Source organism: Deltaproteobacteria bacterium, from assembly GCA_016875225.1.
In the GTDB taxonomy this organism is placed as follows: domain Bacteria; phylum Myxococcota_A; class UBA9160; order SZUA-336; family SZUA-336; genus VGRW01.
In genome coordinates this window covers 1-15,101 of record VGRW01000082.1, presented here as the reverse complement: position 1 = coordinate 15,101, position 15,101 = coordinate 1, and the positions used below count along the sequence as shown (strand labels likewise).

Genomic DNA, 15,101 nt, shown 5'->3' with positions numbered 1-15,101 from the left:
CCCCCCGCGACGGGCTCGATCCGCATGCCTCGCTCGGAAATGTCACGACACATCACCATGTAGGCGTTGCCGCTCTCCATCGCGGTCAGCTTCTTCGCGTAGCTCGCGCGCCTGTAGAGTCGCGGCGGGCGCGGCTCCGACTCCCCAGGGACGGCATCCGCGGCCAGGAGCGCGGGTCCGAGCACTCGCTCGGCGAGCACCGCCGCAAGCCGCTCGCGCGTACTCGGGTCGAGCGGCGCGAAGCGAACGCCGACGGTCGTCTCCCCAATCCGACCGCACTCGAGCTCCGCCGACGACACGCGCACGACGTGGCCGAGCAGCTCGAGGGTCGCGCCGCCGGCGAGGGTCGCCGGAAGCGCAACGGCGATTTCGCTGCGCTCCTTCGCGGGCCTCGGCGTCAGCAGTCGACAGCCGCTCGGCGAGAGGTCGATCAAGATCGCCGTCTCGCGCCAGGCGCCGGTCTTGAACGTGACGGGTTTCCCGAAGGCGACGCGCGGCGCGTGCCGCGCATCCGGGCCACGATACAGCGCGCGCTGCAGGAGCACGCGAAGCGCCGTCGGGTGCACCGGCTCGCGCACGAGGAAGTCGAACCCGGCGGCCGAGAGCGCCGGCATTGGCGTCTCCGAGCCTTCGGCGGCGAATGCGATCCAGGTCGCGCGAGGATTCGATCCCACCGCCGCCCTCTGCATGCGCAGGGAGCGGGCCCTCGCCTCGGAGCTGAGCAAGAGCGTTTCGGGATGTCTCACGGGGGCTCGCGCGCTCGACCCGGGCAATCGCTCGAAGTCGGCGCCGAGCTGCTCGAGAATCGCGCACGCCGAGTCGAGCTCGCCGTCGTCGATCACGAGAATTGGCGTCCCTCTGCTCATCGCGCGCTCCGGACCGGCATCTGCACCGGATCGGGCGGCGAATCTGGCCGCTTGAGCGATCTGGCGCGTCTGGCGCCGTGTGGCGGAGCCACGCCGCGGGCGATGCCCGGCTCCGCGTGCTCGGTTACACTCCGCCGCGAATGAGCGGAGCCGTGCGCACGGAGAAGGACGGGGCGCTCGGGTTTCTCGTCTTCGATCATCCCGCGCGACGCAATGCGATCTCGGCGGAGATGTGGAGTCAGATCCCGGCCGCGGTCGAGAAGCTCGCGAAGGACGACGACGTCCGCGTCGTGGTCCTGCGCGGCGAGGGCGAGGAAGCCTTCGTCTCGGGCGCGGACATCTCCGAGTTCGAGCAGCGTCGCTCGGGCGGGCCGGCCGCGGCCGAGTACGACCGGGCCGGCAGCGAGGCGTATCGCGCGCTCTCGGCGATCGACAAGCCCACGCTGGCGATGATCCACGGCTTCTGCGTGGGCGGCGGCGTGGCGGTCGCGCTCTGCGCGGATCTGCGCTTCGCCTCCGACGAGGCGCGCTTCGCGATTCCCGCCGCGAAGCTCGGGCTGGGCTACTCCGCCGGGCTGCTCGAGCCGTTGCTCCGCCTGGTCGGCAGCGCGCGAGCTCTCGAGATTCTCTACACCGCGCGGCGTTATCGGGCGGAGGAGGCGCTGGCCATGGGGCTCGTGAACGCGGTCGCTCCGAGGTCGATGCTCGAGTCGGTCGTGCGCGAGACCGCCGACCGGATCGCCGCGAACGCGCCGCTCACGCTTCGCGGAGTGAAGATCGCCGCGCGCGAGCTCGGCCGGGATGCCGCGCGTCGGGACCATGCCCGCGTCGATGCCGCGACGCGTCTCTGCTACGAGAGCGAGGACTACCGGGAGGGCGTGCGGGCGTTCCTCGAGAAGCGCAAACCCCTGTTCAACGGCCGCTAGGCGCGGACGCCTCGCGCGCGACGCCCGGAAGCTCCGCGGGTATGAAGTCGGCGATCCGCGACAGGCTCTTGTTCCGCGACAGCAGATCGACGATCACGGCCGCCGGGCGGGTCCAGATCAGCGGGTAGATCCACTCGCCGCGCGCCGGATCCGCCGTGACCGCGAGCCGCGGCTCCTCGATCGAGAACTCGGCCGAGAGTCCCGGCTTGTTGCCGCGCGCGTCGAGCAGGATCCAGCGCTCGCGGCTGGGCAGATAGACGCCGTTGAAGCCGTAGAGCAGGGTCTCGGTTCCATCAGGCGAGCGGCGCAGAACCTGGTAGCAGAAGCCCGACGGAACGCCGACCGCGCGCAGCAGCGCCGCGAGCAAGTGACTCTTGGAGAAGCCGATTCCCGTTCCCGCGGCGAGCACCTCGCTGGCCCGGCAGGGCAGATCGTCGCGCTCCGCGTCCACGCTGTGCGCGATCCGGTCGCGAACGAAGAAGTAGACCGAGCGCGCTTTCGCCACGTCGTCGGCGCAGCCGGCAACGAGCTCCCGCGCCTTCTCCATCACGGGCGGCGTCTGCCAGTCGATCGTGACCGTGTCTTCGACGTAGCCCTGCCAGCGCGGGCTCTCGGGACGAAGCATGGGAAGCTCAGCTCGTGGCGACGACGGTGACCCGCGTCTTCACCGAGTTCGCGATGAAGCACTCGCGGTGCGAGACCTCGTGCAGCTTCTCGATCTCCTCGGGCGTGGGCCGCTTTTCGCCCGAGAACGCGATTCGAGGGCGCAGCTCCACGCGCGTCACGGCGAGCTTGCCGTCCGGGTTCTTCTCCATCCAGCCCACGGCGTCGTCCTGGTAGCTCTCGACCGTGAAGCGCCGCCGCGCGGCGACGGCGAGGAACGTCAGCATGTGACAGCTCGAGAGCGCCGCCACCAGCGCCTCCTCCGGATTCGGGAGCTCCGCGCGCCCGCGGTACTCGGGCGCGGCCGACGCCTCGAGCTCGGCGCCGCCCCCGAAGCGCCAGCGATGCGTCCGGTCGTAGGTTTCGTAGTCGAAGGGCACCCCGCCGCGCGACCAGCTCACCCTGGAGTGGTGTTCCGACATTTCGGTGCCTCGTCAGTCGGAGCCGCGGGCGTCTTCGCCGATCACGATGTCTCCGGTGCTCGCGTCCTCGAACGACTCCAGCACGCTCGTGTCCTCCCAGACCGGGATCTCGTGCTGCGCGTAGAGCTCGCGCGTCCGCTTGGTCACCGCGCCGACGCGCACGAGCGCGGGCATCATCAGATCCTTGAACGAGTGGATGTGGCCGGGCGGGAGCTTCGCGTTGATGCCCGCGGCGCCCGCCTCGATCATGCCCTTGATGAAGTCCTGCGGGTCGATGCCGACGTTCTGGAGCACCGCGAGGAAGCCGGGATCGGCGCGCCGCTGGCCCTTGCCGTCCACGCCGCCCTGCGAGTCGACCATCGACTTCACGGCCTCGAACGCGAACTGCGCCACGTCCTCGCGCTCGTCGGGGTGCATCGCGGCGATCGCCTCCTTCACGTACACGTTTCCGAAGGCGACGTGGCGCGACTCGTCCTGGATCACGTAGTGCGTCAGATCCTTGAGCAGCGGGCAGGTGGCGCGCCGGCGCATGTTGTGGAACGCCGCCAGCGCGAGCCCCTCGACCACCATGTTCATCCCGATCAGGATCTTCACGAAGTGGTCGCCCTGGAGCGTCAGGTCGATGACTTGCTTCAGCCAGGGAGAGATCGGGTAGACGATCGCGAGCTTGCGGATGTAGCGCTCGTACACTTCGACGTGTCGAGCCTCGTCCATGGTCTGCGTCGCGCCGTACAGCTTGGCCTCGTAATCGGGCACGGCGTGCGTGAGCGTGGCCGCCGTCATCAGCGCGCCCTGCTCGCCGTGGAGGAACTGCGACAGCAGCTGCGCGGTAGCGTGCGCGGTGAAGCTGTCGCGCTGAGACTGCGAGAGTCGCTGGAAGAACGGCACGCGGTGGAACATGAAGCGGTCTTCGCCGACGATCGGCTTGGAGGGATCCACCTCGACGCTCCAGTCGAGCTTCGTGTCGGCGTCCCACTGGTTCTGCTTCGCCTTCGTGTAAAGGTTGCGCAGCTTCTCGATGTCGATCGCGTAGTCGAACTGCCAGGCGACGTCCATCGCCGTCTTGTAGGTGTCGAGCACCTGCCAGTCCATTCGCATTGCTGCGCCGTTCTCGGACATCGGGTGGCATCCTCCAGGCGGTGACGACGGATCATCGCGTCGCGCTCCGACCGCGATCCAGTCTATGGATGCGCTCCGCGCGGCACAAGATCCAATCCGGGCAGCGCGCGCAGCCGCTTGCCGATCTCGGCCGTGAACACCGCCGCGCCGTCCTGGTTCAGGTGGCCGCGATCCTTGAACAGCGCCGGCCCGAAGCCCGGCAGCTCGTCGTCCGGGATCCGCAGGTAGGGAATGCCCGATGCCGCCGCGACTCGTTGGTACAGGGCGCGCACGTCGGCGGGCCAGGGGTCGCCGAAGCTCGGGCTCTCGCAGAAGACCAATCCCGCGCCGCGGCTGCGCGCCTCCGCGACCAGCGCGAGCAGGTTCTCCTCGACGAACGGCTTCGGGCGCGCGAGCGGTCGCGCGGGGTGACCGTCGACCCGGACGGTCGGCTCGAGGCGGCCAGAGATGGGCGCGAACCCCCACTCGTGACCCTCGGCGAAGAGGTTGCCGAGGATCGCGAGCGCCACCCCGTTCATGCGGAAGCTGCGGCTCACGAGCTTCACGCGCTCGCGCCAGTCCCCTTCCGTGAGCAGCGAGTCGACGATCGGGGATCGGCCGTAGTAGGGCGCGAACGCGTAGGCATTGGAGCGGTCGTCGTCGGAGTACGCGACGTCGACGATGACGAGCTTCGGCGCATGGCGCTGGCTGATCAGCGCGAGCAGGCCGCGCGAGAAGAGCACGCCGCGACCGTCGAGACCCGCGTTGTGCACGCGGGCGCCCAGCACCCGCGTGAGCTCCCGGTCGTCGTAGCTGTGCATCGCGCGCGACGAGCCCAGGATGACCACGTCGGCTTCGGCATCGATCGCCTTGTTGATGACGCCGACCTGGTGGCCGACCTGGACGTGCGGGAGCAGCGCCTCGAGGCCCAGGCCGATCGCGAGGTCGAGAGTCACGACCACCGCGGCGAATGCCGCGAGTCGCTTCGAGAGCCGGCGCCAGTCGAGTGGGGTCGTTTCGGGTGTGGTCATCTCAGAACTGGAAGTAGATGAACTGTCCGCCCTGCTGCTGCCCCAGCAGGACGATTGCAAAGAGCACGACGAGCGCGAACGCGAGCTGCGTCGCGGGCCTCCGCTCGACCAGCCACTCGTCGAAATAGCGCGGCTGCACGACGCCCTCGATTGCGACGAGAAGCGCGAGACAGACCAGCCCGTTCACCATCTCGCGCGAGAAGAACAGCTCGCCGGGGGCGGTCGCGATGGTCGCGAGCGACGTGAGCGCCTCGCCCACGCTGCTCGCGCGGAAGAAGACCCATGCCAGCGCGACGAGCTGGAAGGTGACGAAGATCCGCAGCCAGCGGCGAGCCCCGCTCGCCGGCGATCGCGCCACCCCGAGCTGGCGCTGCGCGATCAGGTACACGCCGTGCAGCCCGCCCCAGACGACGAACTTCCAGTTCGCGCCGTGCCAGAGACCGCTGGCCAGGAACACGATCATGGTGGCCCCGACGACGTGCAGCGCCGAGCCGCGGTTTCCGCCCAGCGGGATGTACACGTAGTCCCGGAACCAGGTCGAAAGCGAGACGTGCCAGCGGCGCCAGAACTCCTGCGGACTCTCGGAGAAGTACGGCATCTTGAAGTTCTTCATCATGTCCAGGCCGAGCAGCCGCGCCATTCCGACGGCCATGTCGCTGTAGCCCGAGAAGTCGCAGTAGATCTGGAACGCGAACAGGTAGGTCGCGAGAAGCAGCGACAGACCCCCGTGCTCGGCCGAGTTGTTGTAGACGGCGTCGACGTAGACGCCCAGGTTGTCGGCGACCCCGACCTTCTTGAACAGCCCCCAGAGCAGCAGCAGCAGGCCCCGGTAGAACCACTCCGGGGTGACCTTCCGGTCGCGCTGGAACTGGACCAGCAGGTGGTCGGCGCGCTCGATCGGTCCGGCCGCGAGCTGCGGGAAGAACGAGACGTAGAGCAGGTAGTCGGGAAACGACGTGACCGCCGGCACCTTCCGGCGGTAGACGTCGAAGATGTACGACATCGATTGGAACGTGAAGAAGCTGATGCCGACCGGCAGCACGATCTCGAGCACCGGGACGCTCGCGGAGACGCCGAGGAAGCGCAGCAGCTCGACCGCGGACTCGAGGAAGAATCCCAGGTACTTGAAGTAGGCGAGGATGCCGAGATTGAAGGCGATGCTGCAGACCACCCAGGCGCGCCGGCCGCGAGGGGTCTTCGCGGCCGCGATTCCGCGCCCGGCGGTGTAGTCGACCAGCCCGGCCGCGAAGACCAGCGAGAGGAAGCGCCAGTTCCAGAAGCCGTAGAACACGTAGCTCGCGACGATCAGCAGGTAGTTCTGCCTGCGCCGGTCGAGAAAGCCGTAGAGCGCCAGCACCGTGCCGAGCAGCAGGACGAAGTCGAGCGAGTTGAACAGCACGGCTCAGCCGTCCCGCCCGAGCGGCCGCGCGACCGAAGCCCGCTGGACCGTCACCCGCGCCATCTTCCCCTCCGCCCCCGCATCCGTTCGCACGCCCGGCCGACCCTAGCGCCGGCTCACGGGTCCCGCCGGGGGGCGCGCGCGCAGTTCGGGGGCGTGGCGCCCGATCCGCGCGAACGCCTCGAGCAGGTCGTCCGTGTCGGAGTCGTCGCCGAGGAAGAGCTCGTGCGGCAGCCAGATCGACTCCTCGTTCGCGGCGCGCTCCGCGACCGGGAAGCGCTGGCCGGTGTACGAGATGCCCGCGCGCGACACCGGATTGGTGTAGGGGTCGGACGAGAAGAGCGGATCGTCGACCAGCGACGAGTAGAAGCGGCCGGAGCAGGGCACGCCCTCGGCGCGCAGCGCCAGGATCACGTGATCGCGGGGGACGGACGCGAACGCGGCCGGGTCGTAGCGGAGCACGAGCTGGTAGCTCGTGCGCTCGGTGACGCGAGCGTCGCGCGCCAGCGGGCGCAGGCCGGACAGCCCGGCGATCCCGCGCTCGAAGCGCTCCACCTGCCGGGCGCGGCGCAGGTTCTGTTCGGGCAGGCGGAGCAGCTGCGCGCGCGCCAGCGCCGCCTGGAACTCGGTCATGCGCAGGTTGTGGCCGAGCATCTGCTCCGGAAAGCCGTCGGAGCCGGGCTCCTTGCGGCCGCAGTTCACCAGCGACCAGAGGCGCGAGGCGATCGTCGCGTCGCTCGTCGTCACCACTCCGCCCTCGCCGCTCGTGAGCAGCTTCGTGCTCTGCAGCGAGAACGAGCCGGCCTGCCCGAGCGAACCCGCGCGCCTGTCGCGCCAGCGGGCGCCGTGCGCGTGGGCGCAGTCCTCGATCACGAGGAGCGAATTGCGCCCGGCCAGCGCGCCCAGCGCGTCCATGTCGGCGAGCGAGCAGGCCAGGTGCACCGGCAGGATCGCCGCGGTGCGGGGCGACAGCGCGGCCTCGACCGCGCGCGGGTCGAGGCAGTAGGAGTCGGGGTCGACGTCCGCGAAGACCGGCACGCAGCCGGCCGCGATGATTCCGCCGGCGGTACCCACGAACGTGTAGGCCGACGTGATCACCTCCGAGCCCGGCGGCACCCGCGCGGCCTGGAGCGCGAGCATCAGCGAGAACGTGCCGTTGGCGCAGGGCACCGCGTGCTGCGTGCCGACGAACGCCGCGAACTCGTCCGCGAAACCGCGCCCCTCCGTGTTCGGGCTCGGGTGGCCGCCCCAGTTCCCGCTCTCGAGCACGCGCAGCAGCGCCGCGCGCTCGGGCTCGCCGTGCTCGGGCCACGCCGGCCACGGCCGCGATCGCACCGGCGCGCCACCGTGGATTGCGAGCGCGGTCGTCCCTGCCATGTCCCCCCCAGATGTCGCGCAGACTCTACCACGCGTTTTGACACTCCGAGCGGGCCCCATGTAGGCTCCGCGCGTGCCCCAGAAGTACGTCCGTGTCGACGGTGTCGCGACGTTCGTGCAACACGTCGGCCCGACGACGCTGCCCGAACGTCCCCCTGCGCTGATGCGCGGCGAGACGATCATCTGTCTGCACGGGGCGAGCCCGAGTTCGGCGGAGTTCGTCGACCTGCTCGCGCGCCTCGAGCCCGCGCACAGCCCGCTCGCCTTCGACCGGCCCGGGCACGCGCGCTCCGGCGGCCTCGACGCGCTGCCGTCGGTCGCGCGCATGAGCGAGTTCACGCGCGCGTTCTGCGCGGAGCTCGGCATCGAACGCTGTGTTCTGCTCGGAGCATCGATGGGCGGCTGCATCGCGCTCGAGACCGCGGCGGCTGCACCGGGCCTCGTGCGCGCTCTCGTGCTGGTCGCGAGCCGTGCGCGCTTCCACGCCAGAGCCGAGCTGCTCGAGCGGCTGCGGCTGGTCACCGAGGGCAAGGCGCGGCGCGAGTTCGACCGCTCGGGCTACTCGCCAGCCGCCACGCCCGACGTGATGCGCCGCGGCTTCATGGAGGAGCTGAAGACCGACCCGCGCGTGCTGTACGGGAACATGCGCGCGCTCGACGGCTGGAACCGCGAGGACGAGCTCGCGCGCGTGTCGTGTCCGACGCTCGTCGTGGTCGGCGAGGACGACTCGGAAGACGTTCGCGCGCAGTCCGATCTGCTCGCTTCGCGCATCCCGCGCGCGCGCGAGGTCGTGATCCCGAAGTGCGGCCACCGCGTCGCGCTGGAACAGCCCGAGGCGCTGGCCGAGGCGGTGCTGGGCTTCCTCTCGGAGCTGGCGCGATGAGCCTCTCGCGCGCGGTCGCTCTCGCCGGCGTCTACGAGCACCCGACGCGCTGGGCGCCGGAGAAGACCGAATTCCAGATCATGGCCGAGTGCGCGCGCGGCGCGCTCTTTGACTGCGGCCTGGCCTTGCGCGACGTCGACGGCCTCTTCGCCGCGAGCATGTCGATGGGGCCGATGGGCATCGTCTCGCTGGCCGAGTACCTGAATCTGGCTCCCCGCTACCTCGACGGCACGAACTTCGGCGGCTCCTCGTTCGTGGCGCACGTCAGCCACGCCGCGGCGGCGATCCACGCCGGGCTCTGCGAGGTCGCGCTCGTCCTGTACGGCAGCACCGCGGCGTCCAATGCCGTGGCGATCGGAACCGGAATGGGCGGGGGCCGCGACGCCGGCTCGTCCTTCGTGTCGCCGTACGGACTCACGACGGTGGGAAGCTACGCGCTCGTCGCCCAGCGCCACATGGAGCGCTACGGGACGACCTCGGCCCAGCTCGCCGAGATCGCCGTCACCATGCGGCGTCACGCGGGACTGAATCCGAACGCGAAGATGCGAAGGCCGATCAGCGTCGACGACGTGCTCGGAAGCCGCATGATCTCGCGCCCCCTGCACCTGCTCGACTGCTGCATCATCAGCGACGGGGGCGGGGCGCTGATCGTGACCAGCGCGGCGCGCGCCCGGGACCTCGCCAAGCGCCCCGTGCTTCTGCTCGGCTGCGGCGAGGCCGTGCGCCACCAGGAGCTCGGCGCGCCCGACCTGCTCACGATCGCCGCGAAACAGTCCGGCGAGCAGGCCTTCGGCATGGCCGGGGTGACGCGGAGCGACGTCGATCTCTGCGCGATCTACGACTCGTTCACGATCACCGTGCTCGCCACGCTCGAGAACCTGGGCTTCTGCAAGCCGGGCGAAGGGGGGGACTTCGTCTCGAACGGTCGGATCGGGCTCGGCGGCGAGCTGCCCGTGAATCCCGACGGCGGCGGGCTCTCCTCGAACCATCCCGGAATGCGCGGGATCTTCCTGGTGATCGAAGCGGTGAAGCAGCTTCGCGGCGAGTGCGGCGAGCGGCAGGTCGCGGACGCGCGGATCGCGCTCGCGCACGGCACCGGCGGAACGCTCGGCGTGGCGCACAGCGGCGCGACGCTGATCCTGGCGAGGGACTGATGGCGCGCGAGATCGACCACCCCAAGCCCGTCGCAGACTGGGAGACGCGCGGCTACTGGGAGGGAGCGGGGCGACACACTCTGGTGCTGCAGCGCTGCCGGAGCTGCGGAGTCGTCCAGCACCGGCCGCGCGCGCTCTGCGTGAGCTGTCTCTCGTCGGAGATCGAGCATTTCGAGGCGAGCGGCCGCGGGAGCGTCTGGACCTTCACCGTGACCGAGCAGAACCAGGTACCCCCGTTCCGCGACGCCACGCCCTACGTGCTCGCCTACGTCGAGCTCGAGGAGGGGCCGCGGCTGCTCTCGAACGTCGTCGGCTGTCCGCCGGACTCGGTGCGGATCGGCATGCCGGTGGTGGCCGAGTTCCGCTCGGACGCCGACGGGCTCGCGGTTCCTGTCTTCCGCCCGGCATGATCCTCGATCTGCACAACCACTCGATCGTCTCCGACGACGGGCGAGCGAAGGTCGAGAACTACTGTCAGTGGATCCGCAAACGCGAGATCCCGCTCGACGGATTCGTGCTCACCGAGCATCGGCAGTTCGACGACGTCTCCGACTACCGAGCGCTCGAGGACGAGTACGGAATCCTGATCCTGAAGGCCTCCGAGGTAGAGACGGACTACGGCCACGTGCTCGTGTTCGGCGTGAACGACGACATGCGCGCGGCCTACGACTTCACGCGCATCGATCTGCCGCTTGCGCTGGTGCTGCGCGAGACCGAGCGCTGCGGCGGGGTCGCCGTCCCGTGCCACCCGGGCCGGCCGCGCGTCGGTCTCTTCGATCACTTCGACGCGAAGGGCGTGGTCGCAGGGGTGGGCGTGATCGAGACGCTGAACGGCGGAAGCCGTGGCGAGGAGGACGCCCGTGCCCTCGCGCTGGCGCAGGCCCACGGCTACCGTGGGATCGGCGGGAGCGACGCGCACATCGTGAGCCAGATCGCGCGCTGCGTGACGCGCTTCCCGCGCGAGATCCGCGACGGGGAGGGGCTGGTGGAATCGCTTCGAGCGGGAGACTTCGAGGCCGTGTCATGGAAGTAGACGTCGAGAAGCTGAAGCGAGACTGGACCGGATTCACGTTCGACACCGCCGAGTTCGAGGTGAGCGCCTCGGACCTGGTCTCGTTCGCGTCGGCCTGCGGCGAGACGGCGAAGCGCTACACCGACCCCGCGGATCCCGACTTCCGGGCCGTGCCGAACTACACCTCGCGCTACGTGGGGCGCCGGATCCTGCCGGACAGCTTCCCGCGGCTCGGCAGCGGCTACGGCTTCGACGCGGGCAAGTGCGTGACTCCGATCGCGCCGATCCGCCCCGGCGACAAGGTCGTGGCCAAGAGCCAGATCCACGACATCTACACCAAGACGGGTCGCTCGGGCACGATGCTCTTCATCGTGCACCGGATGGAGTTCTCGAACCAGCGCGGCGAGCCGGTCTCGGTGGTCGACTGGCGCATGGTGCAGCAGGAGCGGGGAGCGAGATGAGCCTCGGTTACGACGACGTGGACTTCGGCGCGGAGCTCCCGCCCACGGCTCCGGACGTGACGCTGGCCACCGTGCGCCGCTTCACCGCGGCGGCGGGAATGACGTTCGGGCGCTTCAACGCCCACGACGAGGCGCGCAAGGAAGGGCTGCCCGGCGCGATCGTGCCGGGGATCATGAGCCAGGGAATCCTGGTGGCGCTGATCCACCGCTGGGCGCCGCGCGCCGTAGTGCGCAAGATCGACACGGTGTTCCGCGCGCCGATCTCGGTCGATTCCCACCCGGTCGCGCGCGGCGTCGTCACGGACAAGAACGACGAGACGCGCACGATCGAGATCGACCTCACGATCCAGAACGAGGCCAAAGAGACGCGCGTCGTCGGAACCGCGACCGTCGAGCTCCCGTAGCCGGCCATCTCGAGCCGCCGCTGGCGGATCCGTCGCACACCGGACGCAAACGGGCAATGCGACTTCGCGCGGGCTCTAAATCGCTTCTGCTCCGTCGCCGAGAAAGACTCGTGACCGAGAAACTGCACCCGCGCGTGATCCTCTCGCTCGCTCCGCCGCAGAGCTACGTGCCGCTCGCGCGTCTGAAGCTGTCGCAGGCCGGCTACTCCGTGGTGTCGGAGGATCGCTGGGAGGCGCACTACGCCCACGTCGGGCGCTCGCCCGATCTGGTGATCGTCGACGTCGAGCGCGCGAGCGAGCTCTCCGGTCTGCCGGGAATCCTGCTCTACTCCCGGGGGCAGAACGTGCCCTGGGCGGCGAGCGCGATCGGATCGATCGAGCGCCCCGCCGGCTTTCACGACCTGTACCGGCTGGTGCAGACGGCGCTCGAGCCGAATCCCCGCGCCACGCCGCGCGTCGCGACCAGCATTCCCGCGCGCGTGCGGGGTTCTGCGGGAAGCGAGGAGGCGCGGGTCGTCTCGCTCTCGCGCGGGGGCTGCCTGCTTCGCCGCGAGAACCCGCCCGACGCGGGCGAGGAGGTCGCGCTGGAGTTCGAGCTGCCGCGCTACGGAAAGCTCGAGATCGTCGGTCGGACCGTCTATCGGCGCGTGCAGGAGGTCGGGCTCGTGTTCCGCAATCTCTCCGTTCCGGCGAGCCGCGGAATCCAGAGCTTCGTCGAGGAGCGGATGCTCGCGGAGTGATCCGCGGCCAGCCGCTTCTAGCCGATCGCCTTCGCCTCGCGAAGCTTCGCGATCTCGTCGGCACCGAAGCCCCAGTCGGCCAGCGCCTCGTCGGTGTGCTCCCCCACGCGCGCCGGCGGCCTCTGGATGCCCGAGTCCGTGCGGCTGAAGCGCGGCGACGGCCGCGGCTGCTCGACGCCGGAGAGCGCGACGAAGCTGCCGCGCGCGACGTTGTGCGGGTGGCGGCGCGCCTCCGAGATCGAGAGCACCGGCGCGAAGCAGACGTCGCTGCCTTCCATGATCTGGCACCACTGCGCGCGCGTCTTCGTCTTGAACACCGCGGCCAGCCGCTGCTTCAGCTCGGGCCAGCGCGCGCGGTCCATCTGCGGACCGAGCTCCGCAGCGTCTAGCCCCGTGCGCGCGAGCAGCTCGGCGTAGAACTGCGGCTCGATCGAGCCGATCGAGACGAACAGGCCGTCGCTCGTCTCGTACACGTCGTAGAAGTGCGCGCCGCCGTCGAGCAGGTTCGTGCCGCGCTGCTCGCTCCACCAGCCCGACTGCTGCGCGGAGTGGAAGATCGTCATCAGCGTGGCCGCGCCGTCCACCATCGCGGCGTCGACGATCTGTCCCTTGCCCGAGCGATTGCGCTCGAGCAGCGCGCAGACCATGCCGAAGGCCAGCAGAAGTCCGCCGCCGCCGAAATCGCCCACCAGGTTCAGCGGTGGCGTCGGCGGCTGGCCGCGGCGTCCGATCGGGTCGAGCGCGCCCGCGAGCGCGATGTAGTTGATGTCGTGTCCGGCAGCCTGCGCGAGCGGTCCCGTCTGCCCGAACCCGGTCATGCGGCCGTAGACGAGAGCGGGGTTCCGCGCCAGGCAGACCTCGGGTCCGAGGCCGAGGCGCTCCATCACTCCGGGGCGGAAGCCCTCGAGCAGGCCGTCCGCGCGGTCCGAAAGCCGAAGCACTGCCGCCACACCGGCTTCGCTCTTCAGGTCGACGGCGATGCAGCGCCGGCTGCGCGAGAGCAGATCGCCCGATGCATCGCCCGGACCGACACGCGCCAGGCGCTCGACGCGCAGGACCTCGGCGCCCATGTCGGCGAGCATCATGGCGCAGAACGGCCCGGGGCCGATCCCCGCGATCTCGACGATTCGCAGCCCCGCGAGCGGTCCCATCCGCGGCGAGCATACGGGCGCCGCCGGAGGCCTGGCAAACCGCGGCCGAGGGGCGTTACGCAAGCAAACTTGCGGTGGGAGACGGCGATTTGCCGCCAACATTCCGATCAGTCCCGACATCACCAGCGCCGATAGAGCAATCAGCGCGGTGATATCGCGCCGAAGACTGCCATGACCCGCCACTGGCACAGCCTGATCACACCGATTCGCGACGAGGATCTTCCCGATCTGTGGAAGCTCCTGACGCGCGGCGGACGGCTCATGTGCGCCGTCTTCGCGCTGGCGCTCTTGCCGTTCACCCTCGCATGTCTGGTGACCGGAGACATCGATCCGCGCCGGGCGATCGCGTTTCACGCCACGGCTCAGGTCGCGGCCTGGGCGTGCTGCATCGGCGCGAGAACCCCGTGGGGCCGGCGTCACGCCTCGGTGCTCCTGTTCGTGCTCGTCTCGGTCGTGAACGCGGGGCTCCTGCTCGCGGGCGTCCAGACACTTTCCGGTGGCAACCCGCTTCGGACGTTCGGTCTGCTCTCGCCGCTCTTGATGGCGTGCCTGGCTCCGTGGCGGCCGTCGCTGTCGCTGTTGCTCGCGGTCGAGATGGCGGTGATCTACCTCGCCTCGCTTCAGATCGCGCCGGACCCCGCCAGCGGCGGCGTGGCCGCCTCGCTCGGGGTCGCCGCGCTCTCCGGCGTCGCCGGAGCGCTGACCTGCCAGACCCACCGGACCGTCTGGGCGTCGCTGCACGTCGCGCAGGCCAAGGCGGACGATGCCTGCAGGAAGGCGCTGGCGGCCGACCGGGCCAAGTCCGAGTTCCTGGCGAACATGAGCCACGAGATCCGGACGCCGCTCACCGCGATCCTCGGCTTCACCGACGAGCTGATCGACGAGGCGCTTCGCACGCGGCGCCCGGCGGGACCCGATCCGGCGCTGCTCACCGTGAAGCGGAACGGCCAGCACCTGCTCGCGGTCGTGAACGACATCCTCGACCTCTCGCGCATCGAGGCCGGAAAGTTCTCCGTGGCCAGCGTCCCGTGCTCTCCGGTGCAGATCGTCTCCGACGTGGTTGCGCTGCTGCAGCCGCGGGCGCTCGAGAAGCAGCTCCGCCTCGAGACCCGCTTCCGCGGCCCGATCCCGGAGCAGATCCAGTCCGATCCGACGCGGCTGCACCAGATCCTGGTGAATCTGGTCGGCAACGCGATCAAGTTCACCGAGCACGGCGGCATCACGCTGCGGCTCGAGCTGCTTCCCCCGACGTCGGCGAGCGGACCGCTCCTCGCGATCGAGGTGGTGGATACCGGGATCGGCCTTTCGGACGCGGACCAGGTGCGGATCTTCGAGGCGTTTGCCCAGGCCGATGCCACGCTCACACGCCGCCACGGCGGCAGCGGCCGATCAAGCAACTTCTTTTCTGTAGCAGCCGATGGACGTCCGATTCTTCGCCTTCCTGGATTCCTTTCCGGATTACGCGGGATTTGAGTGTTTTCTCTCGGAGGCTCTCCGCTGAGCCGGCGGATCCG

General features: G+C 70.0%; 17 protein-coding genes. 9 read left to right on the top strand and 8 right to left on the bottom strand.

Features of this window, described 5'->3' with window-relative positions; genetic code table 11:
* A partial coding sequence (locus tag FJ108_15425) for a PilZ domain-containing protein (protein ID MBM4337273.1) occupies positions 1-866 on the bottom strand: 866 nt, incomplete at its 3' end.
* Positions 867-1,006: 140 nt separating this feature from the next.
* Between FJ108_15425 and FJ108_15420 the strand changes: the two genes are divergently transcribed.
* Entirely contained in the window at positions 1,007-1,792 is a 786-nt protein-coding gene (locus FJ108_15420; protein MBM4337272.1) for an enoyl-CoA hydratase, read from the top strand.
* Here FJ108_15420 and FJ108_15415 read toward each other — a convergent pair.
* The 6 genes from FJ108_15415 to FJ108_15390 all read right to left on the bottom strand — a co-directional run bounded on the left by FJ108_15415 (position 1,779) and on the right by FJ108_15390 (position 7,965).
* Entirely contained in the window at positions 1,779-2,417 is a 639-nt protein-coding gene (locus FJ108_15415) for a transglutaminase domain-containing protein (protein MBM4337271.1), read from the bottom strand. The genes FJ108_15420 and FJ108_15415 overlap by 14 nt on opposite strands.
* A gap of 7 nt (positions 2,418-2,424) precedes the next feature.
* Complete coding sequence (locus FJ108_15410; protein ID MBM4337270.1) at positions 2,425-2,877, bottom strand: OsmC family peroxiredoxin; 453 nt, start codon at positions 2,875-2,877, stop codon at positions 2,425-2,427.
* A gap of 12 nt (positions 2,878-2,889) precedes the next feature.
* Positions 2,890-3,996, bottom strand: coding sequence for a ferritin-like domain-containing protein (locus tag FJ108_15405; GenBank protein ID MBM4337269.1), 1,107 nt, complete (start codon positions 3,994-3,996; stop codon positions 2,890-2,892).
* A 62-nt stretch (positions 3,997-4,058) separates the two neighbouring features.
* Positions 4,059-5,006, bottom strand: coding sequence for a hypothetical protein (locus tag FJ108_15400; protein ID MBM4337268.1), 948 nt, complete (start codon positions 5,004-5,006; stop codon positions 4,059-4,061).
* 1 nt (position 5,007) lies between these two features.
* On the bottom strand, positions 5,008-6,405 hold the full coding sequence (locus FJ108_15395; protein ID MBM4337267.1) for an MBOAT family protein: 1,398 nt from the start codon (positions 6,403-6,405) through the stop codon (positions 5,008-5,010).
* A 105-nt stretch (positions 6,406-6,510) separates the two neighbouring features.
* Positions 6,511-7,965 (bottom strand): DegT/DnrJ/EryC1/StrS family aminotransferase, encoded by a 1,455-nt coding sequence (locus FJ108_15390; protein MBM4337266.1) that lies wholly within the window; start codon positions 7,963-7,965, stop codon positions 6,511-6,513.
* Here FJ108_15390 and FJ108_15385 point away from each other — a divergent pair.
* The 7 genes from FJ108_15385 to FJ108_15355 are packed head-to-tail and all read left to right on the top strand — an operon-like array spanning position 7,946 to position 12,436.
* Positions 7,946-8,665, top strand: a complete 720-nt coding sequence (locus FJ108_15385; GenBank protein MBM4337265.1) for an alpha/beta hydrolase — start codon at positions 7,946-7,948, stop codon at positions 8,663-8,665. The genes FJ108_15390 and FJ108_15385 overlap by 20 nt on opposite strands.
* Positions 8,662-9,819: a thiolase gene (locus FJ108_15380; GenBank protein ID MBM4337264.1), complete on the top strand. Its 1,158-nt coding sequence runs from the start codon at positions 8,662-8,664 to the stop codon at positions 9,817-9,819. The genes FJ108_15385 and FJ108_15380 overlap by 4 nt, the downstream gene beginning before the upstream one ends.
* Positions 9,819-10,229 carry a Zn-ribbon domain-containing OB-fold protein gene (locus tag FJ108_15375; GenBank protein ID MBM4337263.1) on the top strand — a complete coding sequence of 137 codons (411 nt, stop codon included), beginning with the start codon at positions 9,819-9,821 and terminating at the stop codon, positions 10,227-10,229. The genes FJ108_15380 and FJ108_15375 overlap by 1 nt, the downstream gene beginning before the upstream one ends.
* Entirely contained in the window at positions 10,226-10,852 is a 627-nt protein-coding gene (locus FJ108_15370; GenBank protein MBM4337262.1) for a hypothetical protein, read from the top strand. The genes FJ108_15375 and FJ108_15370 overlap by 4 nt, the downstream gene beginning before the upstream one ends.
* Entirely contained in the window at positions 10,843-11,292 is a 450-nt protein-coding gene (locus FJ108_15365; protein ID MBM4337261.1) for a MaoC family dehydratase, read from the top strand. Before FJ108_15370 ends, FJ108_15365 begins: the two co-directional genes overlap by 10 nt.
* On the top strand, positions 11,289-11,696 hold the full coding sequence (locus FJ108_15360) for a hypothetical protein (GenBank protein ID MBM4337260.1): 408 nt from the start codon (positions 11,289-11,291) through the stop codon (positions 11,694-11,696). The genes FJ108_15365 and FJ108_15360 overlap by 4 nt, the downstream gene beginning before the upstream one ends.
* A 56-nt stretch (positions 11,697-11,752) precedes the next feature.
* Entirely contained in the window at positions 11,753-12,436 is a 684-nt protein-coding gene (locus FJ108_15355; protein ID MBM4337259.1) for a PilZ domain-containing protein, read from the top strand.
* Between the two features lie 17 nt (positions 12,437-12,453).
* Here FJ108_15355 and FJ108_15350 read toward each other — a convergent pair whose 3' ends face one another.
* The gene (locus FJ108_15350) at positions 12,454-13,587 is read right to left on the bottom strand and encodes a CoA transferase (GenBank protein MBM4337258.1); all 1,134 of its coding nucleotides are present in this window, start codon (positions 13,585-13,587) and stop codon (positions 12,454-12,456) included.
* Positions 13,588-13,758: 171 nt separating this feature from the next.
* Between FJ108_15350 and FJ108_15345 the strand changes: the two genes are divergently transcribed.
* Positions 13,759-15,060 (top strand): hypothetical protein, encoded by a 1,302-nt coding sequence (locus FJ108_15345; GenBank protein ID MBM4337257.1) that lies wholly within the window; start codon positions 13,759-13,761, stop codon positions 15,058-15,060.
* Positions 15,061-15,101: the final 41 nt, after the last annotated feature.